The organism is Pseudomonas sp. AM4(2022), assembly GCF_036346515.1.
GTDB classification, from domain to species: Bacteria; Pseudomonadota; Gammaproteobacteria; order Pseudomonadales; family Pseudomonadaceae; genus Aquipseudomonas; species Aquipseudomonas paracarnis.
Map to the genome: position 1 here is coordinate 189,021 of NZ_JAOTNW010000005.1, position 15,873 is coordinate 204,893.

At 60.8% G+C, this 15,873-nt stretch carries 17 protein-coding genes; 7 read left to right on the forward strand and 10 right to left on the reverse strand.

Annotation, left to right across the window (positions count from 1 at the left end; translation table 11 throughout):
• Positions 1–96 precede the first annotated feature (96 nt).
• Positions 97–1,002, forward strand: coding sequence for a cation diffusion facilitator family transporter (locus ODQ19_RS09200; protein ID WP_330209912.1), 906 nt, complete (start codon positions 97–99; stop codon positions 1,000–1,002).
• Between the two features lie 109 nt (positions 1,003–1,111).
• On the opposite strand, the gene ODQ19_RS09205 is transcribed toward ODQ19_RS09200, so the two are convergent.
• From ODQ19_RS09205 to ureE, 5 genes are all read right to left on the reverse strand, one after another.
• Positions 1,112–2,221: an AGE family epimerase/isomerase gene (locus ODQ19_RS09205; protein WP_116666790.1), complete on the reverse strand. Its 1,110-nt coding sequence runs from the start codon at positions 2,219–2,221 to the stop codon at positions 1,112–1,114.
• 165 nt (positions 2,222–2,386) lie between these two features.
• Complete coding sequence (locus ODQ19_RS09210) at positions 2,387–2,959, reverse strand: HupE/UreJ family protein (RefSeq protein ID WP_116666791.1); 573 nt, start codon at positions 2,957–2,959, stop codon at positions 2,387–2,389.
• Between the two features lie 22 nt (positions 2,960–2,981).
• Positions 2,982–3,596: an urease accessory protein UreG gene (gene ureG, locus ODQ19_RS09215; RefSeq protein ID WP_003188109.1), complete on the reverse strand. Its 615-nt coding sequence runs from the start codon at positions 3,594–3,596 to the stop codon at positions 2,982–2,984.
• 14 nt (positions 3,597–3,610) lie between these two features.
• Positions 3,611–4,285: an urease accessory protein UreF gene (locus tag ODQ19_RS09220; protein WP_330209851.1), complete on the reverse strand. Its 675-nt coding sequence runs from the start codon at positions 4,283–4,285 to the stop codon at positions 3,611–3,613.
• Positions 4,282–4,782 (reverse strand): urease accessory protein UreE, encoded by a 501-nt coding sequence (gene ureE, locus ODQ19_RS09225; RefSeq protein WP_330209852.1) that lies wholly within the window; start codon positions 4,780–4,782, stop codon positions 4,282–4,284. The genes ODQ19_RS09220 and ureE overlap by 4 nt, the downstream gene beginning before the upstream one ends.
• Positions 4,783–5,121: 339 nt before the next feature.
• Here ureE and ODQ19_RS09230 point away from each other — a divergent pair, with 339 nt between their 5' ends.
• Positions 5,122–5,628: a C40 family peptidase gene (locus tag ODQ19_RS09230; RefSeq protein WP_116666794.1), complete on the forward strand. Its 507-nt coding sequence runs from the start codon at positions 5,122–5,124 to the stop codon at positions 5,626–5,628.
• 5 nt (positions 5,629–5,633) lie between these two features.
• Here the strand turns inward: ODQ19_RS09230 and ODQ19_RS09235 are convergent, their stop codons facing one another.
• The gene (locus ODQ19_RS09235; protein ID WP_330209853.1) at positions 5,634–6,266 is read right to left on the reverse strand and encodes a TetR family transcriptional regulator; all 633 of its coding nucleotides are present in this window, start codon (positions 6,264–6,266) and stop codon (positions 5,634–5,636) included.
• 151 nt (positions 6,267–6,417) lie between these two features.
• A complete protein-coding gene (locus ODQ19_RS09240; protein ID WP_116666796.1) occupies positions 6,418–6,738 on the reverse strand; it encodes a hypothetical protein in 321 nt (106 codons plus the stop codon).
• A 357-nt stretch (positions 6,739–7,095) separates the two neighbouring features.
• Between ODQ19_RS09240 and ODQ19_RS09245 the strand changes: the two genes are divergently transcribed.
• Positions 7,096–9,162, forward strand: a complete 2,067-nt coding sequence (locus tag ODQ19_RS09245; protein ID WP_330209854.1) for an AsmA family protein — start codon at positions 7,096–7,098, stop codon at positions 9,160–9,162.
• Positions 9,163–9,274: 112 nt separating this feature from the next.
• Here the strand turns inward: ODQ19_RS09245 and ODQ19_RS09250 are convergent, their stop codons facing one another.
• Positions 9,275–9,805: a ferritin-like domain-containing protein gene (locus ODQ19_RS09250; protein ID WP_003188119.1), complete on the reverse strand. Its 531-nt coding sequence runs from the start codon at positions 9,803–9,805 to the stop codon at positions 9,275–9,277.
• A gap of 176 nt (positions 9,806–9,981) precedes the next feature.
• On the opposite strand from ODQ19_RS09250, the gene ODQ19_RS09255 reads away from it, so the two are divergent.
• Positions 9,982–10,872 carry an esterase/lipase family protein gene (locus tag ODQ19_RS09255; protein ID WP_330209855.1) on the forward strand — a complete coding sequence of 297 codons (891 nt, stop codon included), beginning with the start codon at positions 9,982–9,984 and terminating at the stop codon, positions 10,870–10,872.
• Positions 10,873–10,907: 35 nt separating this feature from the next.
• Here ODQ19_RS09255 and ODQ19_RS09260 read toward each other — a convergent pair whose 3' ends face one another.
• Entirely contained in the window at positions 10,908–11,795 is an 888-nt protein-coding gene (locus tag ODQ19_RS09260) for a DMT family transporter (protein WP_116666800.1), read from the reverse strand.
• Positions 11,796–11,893: 98 nt separating this feature from the next.
• Here ODQ19_RS09260 and ODQ19_RS09265 point away from each other — a divergent pair, with 98 nt between their 5' ends.
• The 3 genes from ODQ19_RS09265 to ODQ19_RS09275 all read left to right on the forward strand — a co-directional run bounded on the left by ODQ19_RS09265 (position 11,894) and on the right by ODQ19_RS09275 (position 14,309).
• Positions 11,894–12,682: an AraC family transcriptional regulator gene (locus tag ODQ19_RS09265; RefSeq protein ID WP_034125676.1), complete on the forward strand. Its 789-nt coding sequence runs from the start codon at positions 11,894–11,896 to the stop codon at positions 12,680–12,682.
• Positions 12,683–12,753: 71 nt separating this feature from the next.
• Positions 12,754–13,053: a PsiF family protein gene (locus ODQ19_RS09270; protein WP_032893794.1), complete on the forward strand. Its 300-nt coding sequence runs from the start codon at positions 12,754–12,756 to the stop codon at positions 13,051–13,053.
• 242 nt (positions 13,054–13,295) lie between these two features.
• Positions 13,296–14,309, forward strand: a complete 1,014-nt coding sequence (locus tag ODQ19_RS09275; protein ID WP_003188124.1) for an AI-2E family transporter — start codon at positions 13,296–13,298, stop codon at positions 14,307–14,309.
• 136 nt (positions 14,310–14,445) lie between these two features.
• Here ODQ19_RS09275 and ODQ19_RS09280 read toward each other — a convergent pair whose 3' ends face one another.
• On the reverse strand, positions 14,446–15,714 hold the full coding sequence (locus ODQ19_RS09280; protein WP_330209856.1) for an Hsp70 family protein: 1,269 nt from the start codon (positions 15,712–15,714) through the stop codon (positions 14,446–14,448).
• Between the last annotated feature and the right edge of the window lie 159 nt (positions 15,715–15,873).

The following is a 15,873-nucleotide window of genomic DNA, read 5'->3' on the forward strand; positions in this document are numbered from 1 at the left end:
GATGGCGTCAAATCGGCCAAAACAGGACATAAGGTACACTGCCCGCCTGAGAACCCCACCGCACCCAGCGGTTTAAAGGTTTTGACAGGAGGCTATGTGAGTAACCGAGGTGAGCAGGCACTGCTCAAACAATCGACTATCCTGATGTTCGCAGTCGCGATCGCCGGGATTGTCACGGGTGTGATATCCGGCGCCCAATCCATTCTGTTCGACGGCTTTTTCTCGCTGATCGCCACCGCCATCAAGGTGTTGATGCTGATCACGGCCAAGCTGATCGCCAAGAAAAGCAACGAGCGTTTCCAATTCGGCTATTGGCACCTGGAGCCGATGGTGCTGCTGATAGAAGGCAGCTTCCTGCTGCTGATTGCCATCTACGCGTTCCTCAATGGCGTGTTCGGCATTATCAATGGCGGGCGCGAAATCGAGTTGGGGCTGGTGATTATTTATGCGGCGGTGTTTACCGTCGTGGAGTTCGCCTACTTCTTCTATGTGCGCTACCGCAATCGCACACTCAAATCGTCATTGATCCAGTTCGACAACATCAGTTGGCTGGTGGACGCGATGCTGTCGGTGGGCTTGCTGATCAGCTTCCTGGCCGCACTGTTGCTCAAGTCCCAGGGCTATGGCGAGTGGGCGGTCTACGTGGACCCGTTGATCCTGATCCTGCTGGCCCTGAGCATGCTGGCGCCGGCATTCAAGATCCTGCGCCCGGCGCTGCGCGAAGTGTTGGGCATCGCGCCGGATCACTTGGACGACAAGGTCCGCGAAGTGATGGACGCGGCGCAGGCCAAGCATGGTTTCGACGACTACGTGTCCTATGTGCAGAAGCACGGGCGTGCACGGTTTATCGAGATTCATGTGGTGCTGCCAGCGGATTACCCGGTGGATAACGTTGCCACCCTCGATGGGCTGCGTGAAGAGATATCCACAGAGTTGGGGGCGGCGGATGCGGCGCGGTGGTTGACGATCAGTTTTACAGGCGACCGCAAGTGGATTGCCTAAAGTCTGTTAGACCGAGGTGAGGCTATCGCAGGCAAGCCAGCTCCCACAGTTGATAGTGTTCGCACATTAAAATGTGGGAGCTGGCTTGCCTGCGATGGGGCCTTGCAGGTCAGCCCAGATGCTGGACCAAGCCCTGATAGCAAGTCGCCAAATGATAAGGCGTAGTCGAAGGCATGTCCCGTCGGCTCACCTTACCCTCGGCATCCAGGCATTCATGCCAACCCTTGGCATGCAAAAAGCGCTGTTGCAACGCCTGCAACTGACGCTGCAGCACCGCTTCGCTACCCGGCCGCAAGGTCAGCGCCCGCAGGTACTCCGCCTGTGCCCAGATCCGTTGGGTACCGTCGCGCACCGTGCCATCCAGCGCGAGCATGCCGCTGACCGCACCGCTTAACTTATCCACACCCTTTTGCTCGGCATAGGCAAATGCCCGTGTCAGCGAGCCATGCAGCGCGGTGCCGCGCAGCACAGCTGAAGACTCGAGCAAAAAGAACCATTCGAACTGGTGCCCCGGCTCAAACCAGTTATCCACAGCGCCCAAAGGTTTCTCCATCATCACGCCGTGCTCGCGGTCGATGAAGCGTTGCTGCATGGCCGTCGCCAGTGCCAGCAGGGCCGCTTGCACCTGGGCGTCCTCACGCACCGCGAGGGTGGCCAGGAAACCTTCGGCCAGGTGCATCAGTGGGTTTTGCAAGGGGCCTGAGTTGAGGGAGGCCCAATTGCGTTCCAGTACTGCTTCGTACAAACCGTCGCCGGTGGCAAAGCGTTGGGCGACGACTTCCAGGGCAGCGTTGAGCACCGACTCTACCAATGGCTCACGCACCTTCGCCCAGTAATGGGCGCAGGCAAAAATAATGAAGGCGTGGGTGTAGAGGTCTTTGCGCTTGTCCAGCGGCTGGCCGGCGGGGTCGATGCTGTAGAACCAGCCACCGTGTTCGGCATCATGGAAGTGCCGTTGCAGGGAGCGAAACAGCGCCGCCGCACGTTCTTCGGCAAAAGCCGCGCCGGGCTCGCCGATCAGGCTGGCGAACAGGTACAACTGCCGGGCGCAGGCCATGGCGCGATAGCGCTGTGGGGGCAGTGGCTGGTGGTCGGCGTCCAGGGCCTCAAAGGGCAATGCCAGGTCGGCATTCCAGCCCGGGCCTTGCCAGAGGGGCACGATCAGGTCATGGAAGTGCGTGAGCACAGGCGTCAGGGAAGAGGGGGAAGCGATGGGCATTGGCTGGCGTCGTCACGGCAGGGGTGTAGGCGCGCATGGTAGCAGGCTTGGGAACGGCGGTGTTTATGCTACCGCTTTCGCGAGCAAGCCCGCTCCCACAGTTGGAACGCATTCCAAATGTGGGAGCGGGCTTGCTCGCGAAGAGGCCCTCAGCAGCGCTGCAAATCAACCCGCCAGCAACCACACCCCAGTCGCCGCCGAAGCCGCCCCGGCCACCCGCACCAAGGGTGCAGCAGCAGCTGGCAAAAAGCGCACGACTGCATAACCGGCTGCATGCAAGGCCGCGGTCGCCCCCACAAACCCAGCCGCATACGCCCAAGGGCTGGTCATGTCCGGCAGTTCCAGGCCATGGGCGACGCCGTGAAACAGCGCAAACAAGGCCGTGGCGCCCACGGCCACGAACAGCGGCGGCCGCACCGCCAACGCTACCGCCAGGCCCAAGGCCAGCACCGATGCGGCAATCCCGCTTTCCAGCGCCGGTAGTTGCAGCCCTTCAAAACCCAGCACGCCGCCGATCAGCATGGTGCCGACAAAGGTGCACGGCAGCGCCCAGCGCGCGGTGCCTTTTTGTTGGGCAGCCCAGAGGCCCACCGCAAGCATGGCCAGCAAATGATCGAGGCCGCCCAGGGGGTGGCTGATACCGGCCACCAGGCCATTGTCGCCATGGCCCGGATGGGCGAAGGCCAGGGCAGGCGCGAGCAGCAGCGCGGCGGCGGCGAAAAGTCTGTTGAGTCTCATGGACAGGTTCCTTATGGGTTGATCAGGCGGCGGTCAGCAGGCCCTGGCGTTCGATGAAGGCGACGATGTCATCCAGGCCGACCCCGGTTTTCTGGTTGCTGAACACAAAGGGTTTGCCGTTGCGCATGCGTTGAGTGTCGCTGTTCATCAGTTCCAGCGACGCGCCGACCAGCGGGGCCAGGTCGATTTTGTTGATCACCAGCAGGTCGGATTTACAAATGCCAGGCCCGCCCTTGCGCGGCAGCTTGTCGCCCGCAGACACATCGATCACATAGATGGTCAGGTCCGACAGTTCCGGGCTGAAGGTGGCCGACAGGTTGTCGCCGCCGGACTCCACCAGAATCAGGTCCAGGCCCGGAAAACGGCGGTTGAGTTGGTCCACGGCCTCCAGGTTGATCGAGGCATCTTCGCGAATCGCCGTGTGTGGGCAGCCACCGGTTTCCACGCCGATGATGCGCTCCGGCGCCAGGGCCTGGTTGCGCACCAGGAAGTCGGCGTCTTCGCGGGTGTAGATGTCGTTGGTCACCACCGCCAGGTTGTAGCGATCGCGCAGCGCCAGGCACAGGGCCAGGGTCAGGGCGGTCTTGCCCGAGCCTACCGGGCCGCCGATACCGACGCGCAGGGGTTGTGTGTTCATGTGCTTCTCCAGAATCAGGAACGGAACAGGCGGCTGTACTGGCGCTCGTGGGCCATGCACGCCAGGGACAGGCCAAAAGCAGCGCTGCCCAAATGGTTAGGGTTAATGCGCCCGGCATCCTGCTGGGCTTGTTGCAGCAGCGGCAGCAGTTCACTGGTTAGACGCTGGGCCGCTTGCTGGCCCAGTGGCAGGGTTTTCATCAGCACTGCCAATTGGTTTTCCAGCCAGCTCCACAGCCAGGCGGCGAGGGCGTCGTCGGGGCTGATGTGCCAGGCGCGCGCGGCCAAGGCCCAGCCAAGGGCCAAGTGCGCTTCGTCGCGTTGTGCAAGAAAGTCATGGGCGCTGATGTCCAGTTCCGGCAAGCCGTTGAGCAGCTGTTGCAGGGAGTAGCCCATCTGGCGGCTTTCCTGATACAGCTCGCGTGTTTCACGGCTGGCGCGATGCTCGTCGCACAACTGCGCCAGTCGCGCCCAGTCCTGCTCGATGGCTGCGCGGCAATGGGCAAGCAACAGCGGCGCTTCGAAGCGCGCCAGGTTGAGCAGCAACTGGTCACTGATCCAACGTCGGGCGCTCGCGGCATCCTGCACGCGGCCGTTGTCCACCGCCATTTCCAGGCCCTGGGAATAGCTGTAACCGCCAATCGGCAGTTGCGGACTGGCCAGGCGTAGAAGCGCCCAGGCTGGGTTCATAGACGTACGCCGAACTGATGCAGCTTGGGGGCGTAGTTGAAGTCTTCATCCCCATGGCGCGAATGATGATGGCCGCCGCCATAGGCGCCGTGCTCGGGTTGAAACGGCGCTTCGATGGGCTGTGCATCGGCACCCAGCTGTTCAAGCATGGCCTTGAGCACGTAGTCATCAAGCAGGCGCAGCCAACCGTCACCGACTTGCAGCGCCACATGGCGGTTGCCCAGGTGATAGGCGGCGCGGGTCAACTCGAACGCGTTGCGGCAGGTGACGTGCAGCAGTTGTTCAGGACGGGCGCACACCCGTACGACGCGTCCGTCTTCTGCCTGTAGGAATTCACCATCGTGCAAGGGCGGCTGGCCCCGCTCCAAAAACAGGCCGACGTCTTCACCGTCGGCACTGAAACAGCGCAGGCGGCTTTTGCTGCGGGCTTCGAAATTGAGCAGCAACTCGGCGGCCCAGAGGGCTTGGGGGGCGATTCGGCGGTGTATCACCAGCATCAGAGAGCTTCCAGCTGTGAGCGATGAAAGACCTAGAGCAAGGGGCTTGCCAATCACGGGATTGAGTAGGAATTCCCTGTAGTCAGGCAGGCATGCTGCTCAATAGGGCGTCGGATAATTCAGTGCGTGAATCAATTTGGTGCGTGGCGAGGTTTATAGCACCGGCGAAGGGCGTTTTGCGTTGATGGCGGCGCTTGTCTTGATGAAATTTCTTTCATCTTTTTCTCTGTAGGCGGTTTTTAGGATTTGTCCTACGAATCATGAGGATTTGGAGTTCATGAGATTACCTGCGGGTTCTTTAGGCTATGCGCCCTGTTTAATACCACCGCGACGTTCATCATGCTTCGATCAATTTTCTGTATATGCCTGGCCAGCCTGACCTTCTTCATTTCAACGGCATCGGCCAATTTTCAGCCCCGCGCCAGCTTCGGCTCGTCGCTGCAAAGCCTCAAGCCCGCCTCCATCGACGACGTGATCGACCGCGCCCATGAGTTGCTCGGTACGCCCTACAAGTGGGGCGGCACCTCGGCGGAGCAGGGCTTCGATTGCAGCAGCTTCCTGGTGTACCTGTTCAAGACCCAGGCCAATATCCAGATACCGCGCACCACCACGGCCATGCACCGCTCATCGGCGGCGACCATCAAGCGCAATGCGTTGAAGCCTGGGGATGCGGTGTTTTTCAAAGGCAACGGGCGCGGCCAGGTCAGCCATGTCGGGCTTTACATTGGCCAAGGCAAATTCATCCATTCGCCGCGCACCGGTAAAACCATCCGTATCGACTCATTGAGCAATAGCTACTGGAACAAGCACTACACCACCGCCAAACGGTTCCACACGGCGGGTTGATTGGCTTATTCGGTGCTGCCCAGCCCTTGCCAATGCTTGAGGCCGATAAAGATAAAGCGCAGTTGCTGGGTGATTTTCGCTTGGGGCGTAAGATGGGCCGGCAAGGCGTGGGGCGGTGGGTCGATGATATCGGGCAGGGTGGCGAACACACTCTTGACGATCAGGTCGGCCATCACGTGCAAACCTTCCGCATCCAGGTGCTGCAACTTGGGCATCAACGTCAAGTCGGCGGCCAGGTCGCGGGTGATGTCTTCGCGCAGGGCGGCGATGGCTTGGCGCACGGCCAGACAGCCGCCGTACTGTTCGCGAGCCAGGAACAGGAACTGAGAGCGGTTAGCCGAAACCACATCGAGAAAGATGCGCACCGAGGCATCAATGATGCCGCCCATCACGAATTCGTTGTGGCGCACCAGGCGGATCGTGGCGCGAAAGGTCTGGCCGACCTCGCTGACCAATACCAGCCCAAGCTGGTCCATATCGGCGAAATGGCGATAGAAACCGGTGGGCACGATACCCGCGGTCTTGGCCACTTCGCGCAAACTCAGGCTGCCAAACCCACGGCCACACTCCATCAGATGGCGGGCTGCGTCCATCAGGGCGAGGCGGGTCAGTTGCTTCTGTTCGGCGCGGGGCAGCATGAGCGGATGAGCTTTGTCGGCAAGTACAGCGACGCACTCTAGCAAAAGCGCTTTGCCGGCGTCGAACTTGGCAGGGGCGAGGCGTGACGCGGTCTATATAAAAGCAAAAGCCCGATCGGCAGATCGGGCTTTTTTCTGGGCCACCACAGGCTTAGCTCTGTGCTTGATGCAGTTCTTGCAGACGGTCGGCACCGCCTTCAGCAACGCCTTCGGTGTAGGCGCGTTTGTTGGCTTGTTCAGCACCGCCTTCGACCAGACCTTTCTCTTGCAGGCGGTTGTAGCCATTTTCAGCCACGGCGCCTTTGGCGTAATCACGGTTTTCGTCTTCTTGCGAACCGCTGCGAGCCACGGTTTGGCTGGTTTGCACGGCTTGGGCTTTGTTCTGTGGGGTGACCTGTTCGGCAGCTGGCAGGGCAAAAGCGCTGGAAGCCAGGACAGATAACAGAACGGTAGCGAGTAATTGGCGTTTCATGATGGTTGCTCCTAGGGAGGGCGATAAAGTGGGTACAGGGCTAATGTTACCCTTGATAAGTCGATATAAAAGTTCATAAACACAATGGTAATAATCAACAGAATTGATTGTTCTCCCCGGAGGCTCTAGATCGAGCCTCTCAAGCCCGCGGCTTTGCACCGATGTGGGTATTTTCGACACGAGCCTGGGTAACAATGGTGCGTCATCGATGGGGAAAATTGTCGGGTTGATCAGGAAAATCGCTTTTTTCGGCTAAATCCGCCGTTGCGTTAAACCCCCAGGCACTTTGCCAGTCGTAGTCCTATAAGCTGTTTAAAAGGCTGTAGCCCAGCCAGTCGTATTCAGGAGCCCTGTGCAATGACGCGCACTCGTAAAATTCTCGCTTGGAGCTGCGCCAGCTTCGTTCTGTTAATGGCCATCGTGGTACTGGTGTTGGTGTTCTTCGACTGGAACCGCATCAAGCCGCCCCTCAATGCCAAGGTCTCCGAAGAACTGCACCGCCCGTTCGCCATCAACGGCAACCTCGCAGTGGTGTGGCAGCGTGAACCCGATGAAGGCGGTTGGCGCGCCTGGGTGCCGTGGCCCCATGTAATTGCCGAAGACCTGACCCTGGGTAACCCCGATTGGTCGAAACAACCGCAGATGGTCACGCTCAAGAAGGTTGAGCTGCGCATATCGCCCCTGGCCTTGCTGGTGCAGCGTGTGGTGATCCCGCGCATCGACCTCACCGAACCCAGTGCCCAGTTGCAGCGCCTGGCTGATGGCCGCGCCAACTGGACCTTCAAGTTCGACCCCAAGGACCCTGACGCCGAGCCGTCCAACTGGGTGGTGGACATTGGCGCCATCGGTTTCGACAAAGGCCACGTGACCCTTGACGATCAAAGCCTCAAGACCCAGCTGGATGTGATCATCGACCCGCTGGGCAAGCCGATTCCCTTTGGCGAAATCGTCGGCGACGCCGATGCCAAGAAGGCCCTGGAAAAAGGCTCGGCGCCCCAGGACTATGCGTTCGGCCTCAAGGTCAAAGGCCAGTACCACGGCCAGAAACTCGCGGGCACGGGCAAGATCGGTGGCTTGCTGGCCTTGCAGGACGCGGCCAAGCCGTTCCCGCTGCAAGCCCAGGTCAAGATCGCGGACACCAGCATCGCCCTGGCTGGCACCCTGACCGACCCGCTGAACCTCGGCGCCCTGGACCTGCGCCTGAAACTCTCGGGCAGCAGCCTGGGCAACCTGTACCCGCTGACCGGCGTGACCCTGCCGGACTCGCCGGCCTATTCCACCGACGGTCACCTGATCGCCAAACTGCATGAGGCCAGCGGCGCCTCCTTCCGCTACGAGAACTTCAACGGCAAGATCGGCAACAGCGACATCCACGGCGACCTGGCCTATGTCGCCAGCCAGCCACGGCCCAAGCTCAGTGGCGCGCTGGTGTCCAACCAACTGCTGATGGATGACCTGGCACCTTTGATTGGCGCTGATTCCAACGCCAAGCAAAAAGCCCGAGGTGGTGAAAGCAAACAGCCGGCGACCAAAGTGCTGCCGGTTGAAGAGTTCCGCACCGAGCGTTGGCGCGATATGGATGCCGACGTCGAGTTCACCGGCAAGCGCATCGTGCACAGCGCCGATTTGCCCTTTACCGACCTCTACACCCACCTGGTGCTTAACGACGGCCAACTGAGTCTCGAACCCCTGCGCTTCGGCGTGGCCGGTGGCAAGCTCGATGCGCAGATTCGCTTGAACGGCCGCATCACACCGATGGAAGGCCGCGCCAAACTCACGGCGCGTAACTTCAAGCTCAAGCAGTTGTTCCCGACCTTCGAACCGATGAAAACCAGCTTTGGTGAGCTCAACGGCGATGCCGATATTGCCGGGCGCGGTAACTCGGTGGCGGCACTGTTGGGCACGTCCAACGGTGACCTGAAGATGCTCATCAACGATGGCGCCATCAGCCGAAGTCTGATGGAAATCGCCGGGCTCAACGTGGGCAACTACGTGGTGGGCCGCCTGTTCGGCGACGAGGAAGTGAAGATCAACTGCGCAGCGGCGGACTTCGGCATCAAGACAGGCCTGGCGACCACGCGGCTGTTTGTGTTCGATACCGAGAACGCGATCATCTACATCGACGGCACCGCGAATATGGCCACCGAGCAATTGGACCTGACCATCACGCCGGAATCCAAGGGCTTTCGCCTGTTCTCCCTGCGGTCACCCCTGTACGTCAACGGGCCGTTCATCAAGCCCAATGCCGGGGTCAAGGCCATCCCTCTGGCTCTGCGCGGTGCCGGCATGGTCGCTTTGGGTGTGATTGCCGGGCCTGCCGCCGGCTTGCTTGCCTTGGTAGCCCCAAGCGGTGGTGAGCCCAATGAGTGCGCACCGTTGCTGCAACAGATGAAGGAAGGCAAGGCGCCAAAGACTGTTAAGTAACTGTGGGAGCGGGATTGCCCGCGATAGCGAAGTATCAGTCAATGATTTATCAACTGATCCAACGCTATCGCGGGCAAGCCCGCTCCCACAGTGGGTGTTGCGGTGTTAGTTATTACAGATCCTGCAGAATATCCGCCATGTCATCGGCGTGTTCTTCTTCCTGGGCCAGGATGTCTTCGAAGATGCGACGGGTAGTCGGGTCTTTATCACCGATGTACTGGATGATCTCGCGGTAGCTGTCTACCGCGATCCGCTCGGCCACCAGGTCTTCGTAGACCATTTCCTTCAAGGTGTTGCCCGCCACGTATTGCGCATGGGAGTTCTTGGACAGCAGGTCGGGGTTGAACTCCGGCTCGCCGCCCAGTTGCACGATGCGCTCGGCCAGTTTGTCGGCGTGCTCGGCTTCCTGGGTCGCATGTTCCAAGAACTCATCGGCAGCCACGCTGGCTTTGAGGCCGTTGGCCATGAAGTAGTGACGCTTGTAGCGCAGCACGCAAACCAATTCGGTGGCCAGCGACTCGTTGAGCAGGCGGATGATTTCTTCGCGGTCGGCGTCATAGCCTTCGGTTACGGCGCCGTTTTCAACGTTCTGGCGGGCGCGGCTGCGCAGGGTCGCAACGTCAGTCAATTGTGCTTGAGTCATTTCAATCTCCTGGGGCTAATCCGGTTGTACGCCACGCTCTGCCGGCGTGATCGCTATCAGGTGTGAGTCCTGGGCGGCGCAAAAAGTTTTATTGGATTTGCCAGCAGGTGTCATCTTCTGGTCGTGGGAGTGGGTTAGCCTGACTTGATTCCGTCTGGTTCAAGGACGTTCGATACATGCCGCAGTCATTAGCCACACGTTACCCCCTGGTATTGGTACCCGGCATGCTGGGGTTTGTGCGCCTGGGGTGGTTCCCTTACTGGTACGGCATCGTCCCGGCGCTGCGGGCTGGTGGGGCGCAGGTATTTGCCGTGCAAGTCGCGCCGCTGGATTCCAGTGAGGTACGCGGTGAGCAGTTGCTGGTGCAGATCGAGCGGATTCTGCGCGAGACCGGCGCCGACAAGGTCAACCTGATCGGGCATAGCCAGGGCTCGCTCACCGCTCGCTATGCGGCAGCCACACACCCGCAATGGGTGGCCTCGGTGACCTCGGTGGCCGGGCCCAACCATGGTTCGGAACTGGCCGATCATATCCACACCCATTACCCGGTCGACAGCGCCAAAGGCCGACTGATGAGCGCTGCCTTTCACTTGGCCGCCTGGGTGATGGGCCTGCTGGAAACCGGCTATCGCGGGCCGCGCTTCAAGGCCGATCTGCCGGCCTCGCATCAGTCCCTGACCAGCGCGGGCGTGGCGCTGTTCAATCGCCAATATCCCCAGGGGTTGCCCCAGGAATGGGGTGGGCACGGCCTGGAGGAGGTCAATGGCGTGCGCTATTACTCGTGGTCCGGCACCTTGCAGCCGGGCAAGACAGATCGCGGGCGCAACCTGTTGGACGGGACGAATCGCAGCTGCCGCTGGTTCGCCCGCAGCTTTGTGCGGGAGAAGGGCCAGTGTGACGGCATGGTCGGGCGTTACAGCTCACACCTGGGCACGGTGATCGGCGATGATTACGCCCTGGACCATTTCGATATCGTCAACCAATCCCTGGGATTGGTGGGCAAGGGCGCCGAGCCGATCCGCTTGTTTGTCGAGCATGCGCGACGGCTGAAGGCGGCCGGTGTTTAACCGGGGAACCGCGTTATCGCTCTTCGCAGGCAAGCTCAGGCCACACTGACCCGACGGCCAACTGGCGTGGTCCAGCGCTCCGACAGAATCACCCCACCCAAGGTCAGCAAACCGCCCACCAAGTGATACAGCGCCAGCTCTTCCTTGAGCACCAGCGCTGCAATCAGCGCGGTGATCAAGGGCAGCAGATTGAAAAACAGTGTGGTACGGCTTGGCCCCAGGGTCTTCACCGAGTGCATCCACGCCAACGGCGCCAGCATCGACGCGAGCAGGCACGCATACAGCACCAGCGGGATATTCGCCCAACCCAGCCCTGCCTTGGCCGAAAACAGGAACAGCGGAAATAGCACCAGCACCGCCACCAGCACCTGCAAATACAGGAGCACCAATGGCGGCAGGCGCAGCTGCCATTTTTTCAGCAGGGTGCTGTAGACCGCATAGGCCAGCGTCGCAACCAGCATCATGCCGTCGCCCAGGTTGACCCCATGTTGCAGCAACGCGCCCAGGCTGCCGGCCGACACCACTACTACCACGCCTGCGAACGACAGCACCGCGCCGGTCATCGCACCAAAGGTCAGGCGTTGGCCAAGGCTGATGATCGCAGCGGTCAGCGCCATTAACGGCATCAGCGACAGGATGATGCCCATGTTGGTGGCGCTGGTCAGCGTCGCGGCGTAATAGGCCAGGCTTTGATACACCGCCATGCCGAGCACGCCAAGGATAAAGATCTTGCCCAGGTTGGGGCGGATCTGCGGCCAGTGGGCGACCACCGGTTTGAGCATGAACGGCGTGAACAGCAACGCAGCGAACAGCCAGCGGTAAAAGCCGATTTCAGCCGGGAAGATCGAGCCCACGGCCAATTTGTTGACCACGGTGTTGCCGGCCCAGATAAAGATAGCCAGCAGCGGATACGCGTATTGCATTGAAAAGAAACCCAGTGTGTTGACGAGGCAGGATTATCCTCTGTCTGGATCGAAGCCTATACTGCGATCCAGACAACTGAGCGTTGAATCCAGACAATATGTCCCGACACACCGTACGCCTACCCGATTTTGCCCGCCTGCCCAGCCCGGTGTATTTTCGGTATTCCGATTTTGCCCCGGACACCGAATGTACCCCGCACCAGCACACCTGGGGCTCGCTGGATTATTCGGCCAGCGGCGTGATGCGCATGGAAGTGGCGGGCAATCGCTTCATGTCGCCACCGCAATACGCGGTGTGGGTGCCGCCGCATACCGAGCACAGCTCCTACAATGCCGAGGCGATTGTCTACCACTCCGTAGGTCTGGCGCCGCAGCTATGCGAGCAGTTGCCGCAGCAGCCTTGCACGCTGGCGATCAGCGACATTCTCAAGGCGATCCTCAAGGATTTCGCCCTGCGCGACGTCAATGCGCCGCGCACCGACGCCGATATCCGGCTGGCCCAAGTGCTGGTGGACCAACTCCGGCAGGCGCCGGTCCACGATTGCTTCCTGCCCTACGCCCGCCACCCAGGATTGCTTGGGGTCTTGGAGGGCATGCAGGCAGAGCCGGGAGACAACCGCCCGCTGGCGCAATGGGCCGAGCAGGTGCATGTGAGCGAGCGCACCCTGGCGCGCCAGTTTGTGCGCGAGCTGGGCATGAGCTTTGGCGAATGGCGCCAGCGCCTGCGCTACCTGGCGGCCATCGAAGCGTTGGACAGCGACCGCAGCGTGCAACACGTGGCGTTTGATCTGGGCTACAGCACCGCCTCGGCGTTTATCGCCATGTTCCAACGCCACGCCGGCTGCACGCCGGAGCAATATCGGCGGGCGAATATTCGTGGCCGGTGAAGTTGTAACAGGTTTTGACTACACTGCGCGGTAGGCCGTGCCCGTCGGCACGGTAACAGGGAGAAAACTCCATGAAGATGCTGCGTATTCCATTGTTGATGATGGGCCTGCTGATGTGTGCCCAGGGTTTTGCCGCCACTGCCCAGCAGAACAAAATGACCACCTGCAATGCCGAGGCCACCACCAAGACGCTCAAGGGCGATGAGCGCAAGACTTTCATGAAGACTTGCCTGTCGGCACCTGCCGCCAACGATGCCAAGACCCTGACCCCGCAGCAGCAGAAGATGAAAGATTGCAATGCGTCGGCGAAAACCCAGGCCTTGGCCGGTGATGCGCGCAAAACCTTCATGAGCACTTGCCTGAAGAAATAATAGCCCCGGGCCATAGAAGGCTGCGACACTCGCACACAGCCCCTTTGTAGGAGCGAGCAAGTGTGGCGAGGGAGCTTGCTCCCGCTGGAGCGCGAAGCGCTCCCAAACCGAACAGACGAGTATGCCTGGTGCACACCGGCTCAATGGTTTGGGGCTGCTTCGCAGCCCAGCGGGAGCAAGCTCCCTCGCCACAGCAAGCTCGCTCCTACAACATCCTTCAACGCCGTTTGTTTTGAGGCTGTATGCCAACGTTTTCTCAGCGTCATGTGTTGTTGCTGTCCAGCTACATCATCATTTTCGGCGGGTTGCTGCTGGTACTGCCGCTGAAATTGCTGCCCAGCCTGCTGGCCGGCCTGTTGGTCTATGAGCTGGTCAACATGCTCACCCCTCAACTGCAACGCCTGATCGAAGGCCGGCGCGCGCGCTGGCTGGCGGTGGCCTTGCTGGGCACCCTGATTGTCAGCGTGTTGGCCTTGATCTTCGCCGGCGCCATCAGCTTCCTGCTCCACGAAGCGGAAAACCCCGGGGCTTCCCTGGACAAATTCATGGGCGTGGTCGACCGCGCGCGCGGCCAATTACCGCCGTCCATCGACGCTTACCTGCCCGCCAGCGCCGCGGAGTTTCGCGTGGCCATTGGTGATTGGCTAAGCAAACACCTGAGCGAACTGCAACTGGTCGGCAAAGACGCCGCCCACATGTTCGTCACCTTGCTGATCGGCATGGTGCTGGGCGCGATCATCGCCCTGCAGCGCGTGCCCGACCTGACCAAGCGCAAGCCCCTGGCCGCCGCGCTGTTCGACCGCCTGCACCTGCTGGTCCAGGCGTTTCGCAACATCGTCTTCGCCCAGATCAAAATCGCCGCGCTCAACACCGCTTTCACCGCGGTTTTCCTCGCGGTGGTGCTGCCGCTGTGTGGCATTCACCTGCCGCTGACCAAGACCCTCATCGTGCTGACCTTCCTGCTCGGCCTGCTGCCGGTGATCGGCAACCTGATCTCCAACACGCTGATCACCATCGTGGCGTTGTCGCTGTCGATCTGGGTGGCGGTGGCGGCGCTGGGGTATTTGATCGTGATTCACAAGGTCGAGTACTTCCTCAACGCGCGTATCGTCGGCGGGCAGATCAGTGCCAAGTCATGGGAATTGCTGTTGGCGATGCTGGTGTTTGAGGCCGCGTTCGGCCTGCCGGGGGTGGTGGCGGGGCCGATTTACTATGCCTATCTGAAGAGCGAGCTGAAGCTGGGTGGGATGGTTTAAAGACAGATTCGGGGCCTGAACTGGCCTCTTCGCGAGCAAGCCCGCTCCCACATTCGACTGCATCCCAAAGGTGGAACGCGGTCAAGTGTGGGAGCGGGCTTGCTCGCGAAGGGCGCGCCACGGTTTCAGCTGAAACTCAGCTGCCGTAACGCTTGCTCGCCTCAATCGCCAAACCACTCCCAATGCTGCCGAAGATATTGCCTTCCACATGCCGCGCATTCGGCAACATTGCCGAGATGCTGTGGCGCAGTGCCGGAATGCCGCTGGAACCACCGGTAAAGAACACCGTGTCCACATGGGCCACGCTCACCGAGGCGTCATTGAGTAACTGTGTGACACTGCCGCGCACGCGTTCGAGCAGGTTATCGATGGATGACTCGAACAGTGCCCGACTCAGGTCTACGCTCAGGCCCGCTTCGATGCGGTCCAGCGGCACGTGGCGGGTGTCTTCGTGGGTGAGCTGGATCTTGGTCTCTTCAACTTCCATCGCCAGCCAGTGCCCGGCGCGCTGTTCGATCAGTTTGAACAGGCGGTCGATGCCGCCGGTGTCTTCGATGTCGTAGCGCATACTGCCCAGGGCCAGCTGGGATTTTTGTGAATACACCGAGTTGATGGTGTGCCAGGTCGCCAGGTTCATGTGGTGGCTGGTGGGCATGTAGGCGCCGCTCTTCATGCGGCTGCCGTAGCCGAACAGCGGCATCATGCCGGCCAGCGAGAGCTGTTTGTCGAAGTCGGTACCGCCGATGTGCACGCCGCCGGTGGCGAGGATGTCGCTCTGGCGGTTGTCGTTATGGCGGCGATCCGGCGACAGGCGTACCAGGGAAAAGTCGGAGGTACCTCCGCCGATGTCGACGATCAGCACCAGCTCTTCTTTCTCGATGGTGGACTCGTAGTCGAACGCCGCTGCAATCGGTTCGTATTGGAACGAGATGTCCTTGAAGCCGATCTTGCGCGCCACATCCACCAGGGTGTTTTCCGCTTCCTGGTCGGCCATCGGGTCGTCATCGACGAAGAATACCGGGCGACCCAGTACCACTTCTTCGAATTCACGACCGGCGTTGGCTTCGGCGCGGCTCTTGAGCTGGCCGATAAACAGTGCCAGCAGGTCGGTGAAGGGCATGGCAGTGCCGAGCACGCTGGTGTCGTGCTTGATCAGCTTGGAACCCAGCAGGCTCTTGAGCGAGCGCATCAGGCGGCCTTCATAGTTCTCCAGGTATTCGTGCAGCGCCAGACGACCGTACACCGGGCGGCGTTCCTCGAAGTTGAAGAAGACCACTGACGGCAGGGTGATTTTGCCGTCCTCCAGCGCGATCAGCGTCTCCTCGCCGGGGCGGATCCAGCCGACGGTGGAGTTGGACGTGCCGAAGTCGATGCCGCAGGCACGGGCTGGAGATTCGTTTTTCATGTCTAACAGGTTCCGGTCAAAAAACGGCCGCGCAGTGTATGTCACTCGGGGCCGGATGCGTAGACCGGTGATCCGTAAATCCACCGGCATTCGTGCTACATAGCTACGTCTTGAGCCTGCCGGGGTTTGGCTAGGCTGCGGTTTTACCGCTCACGGATG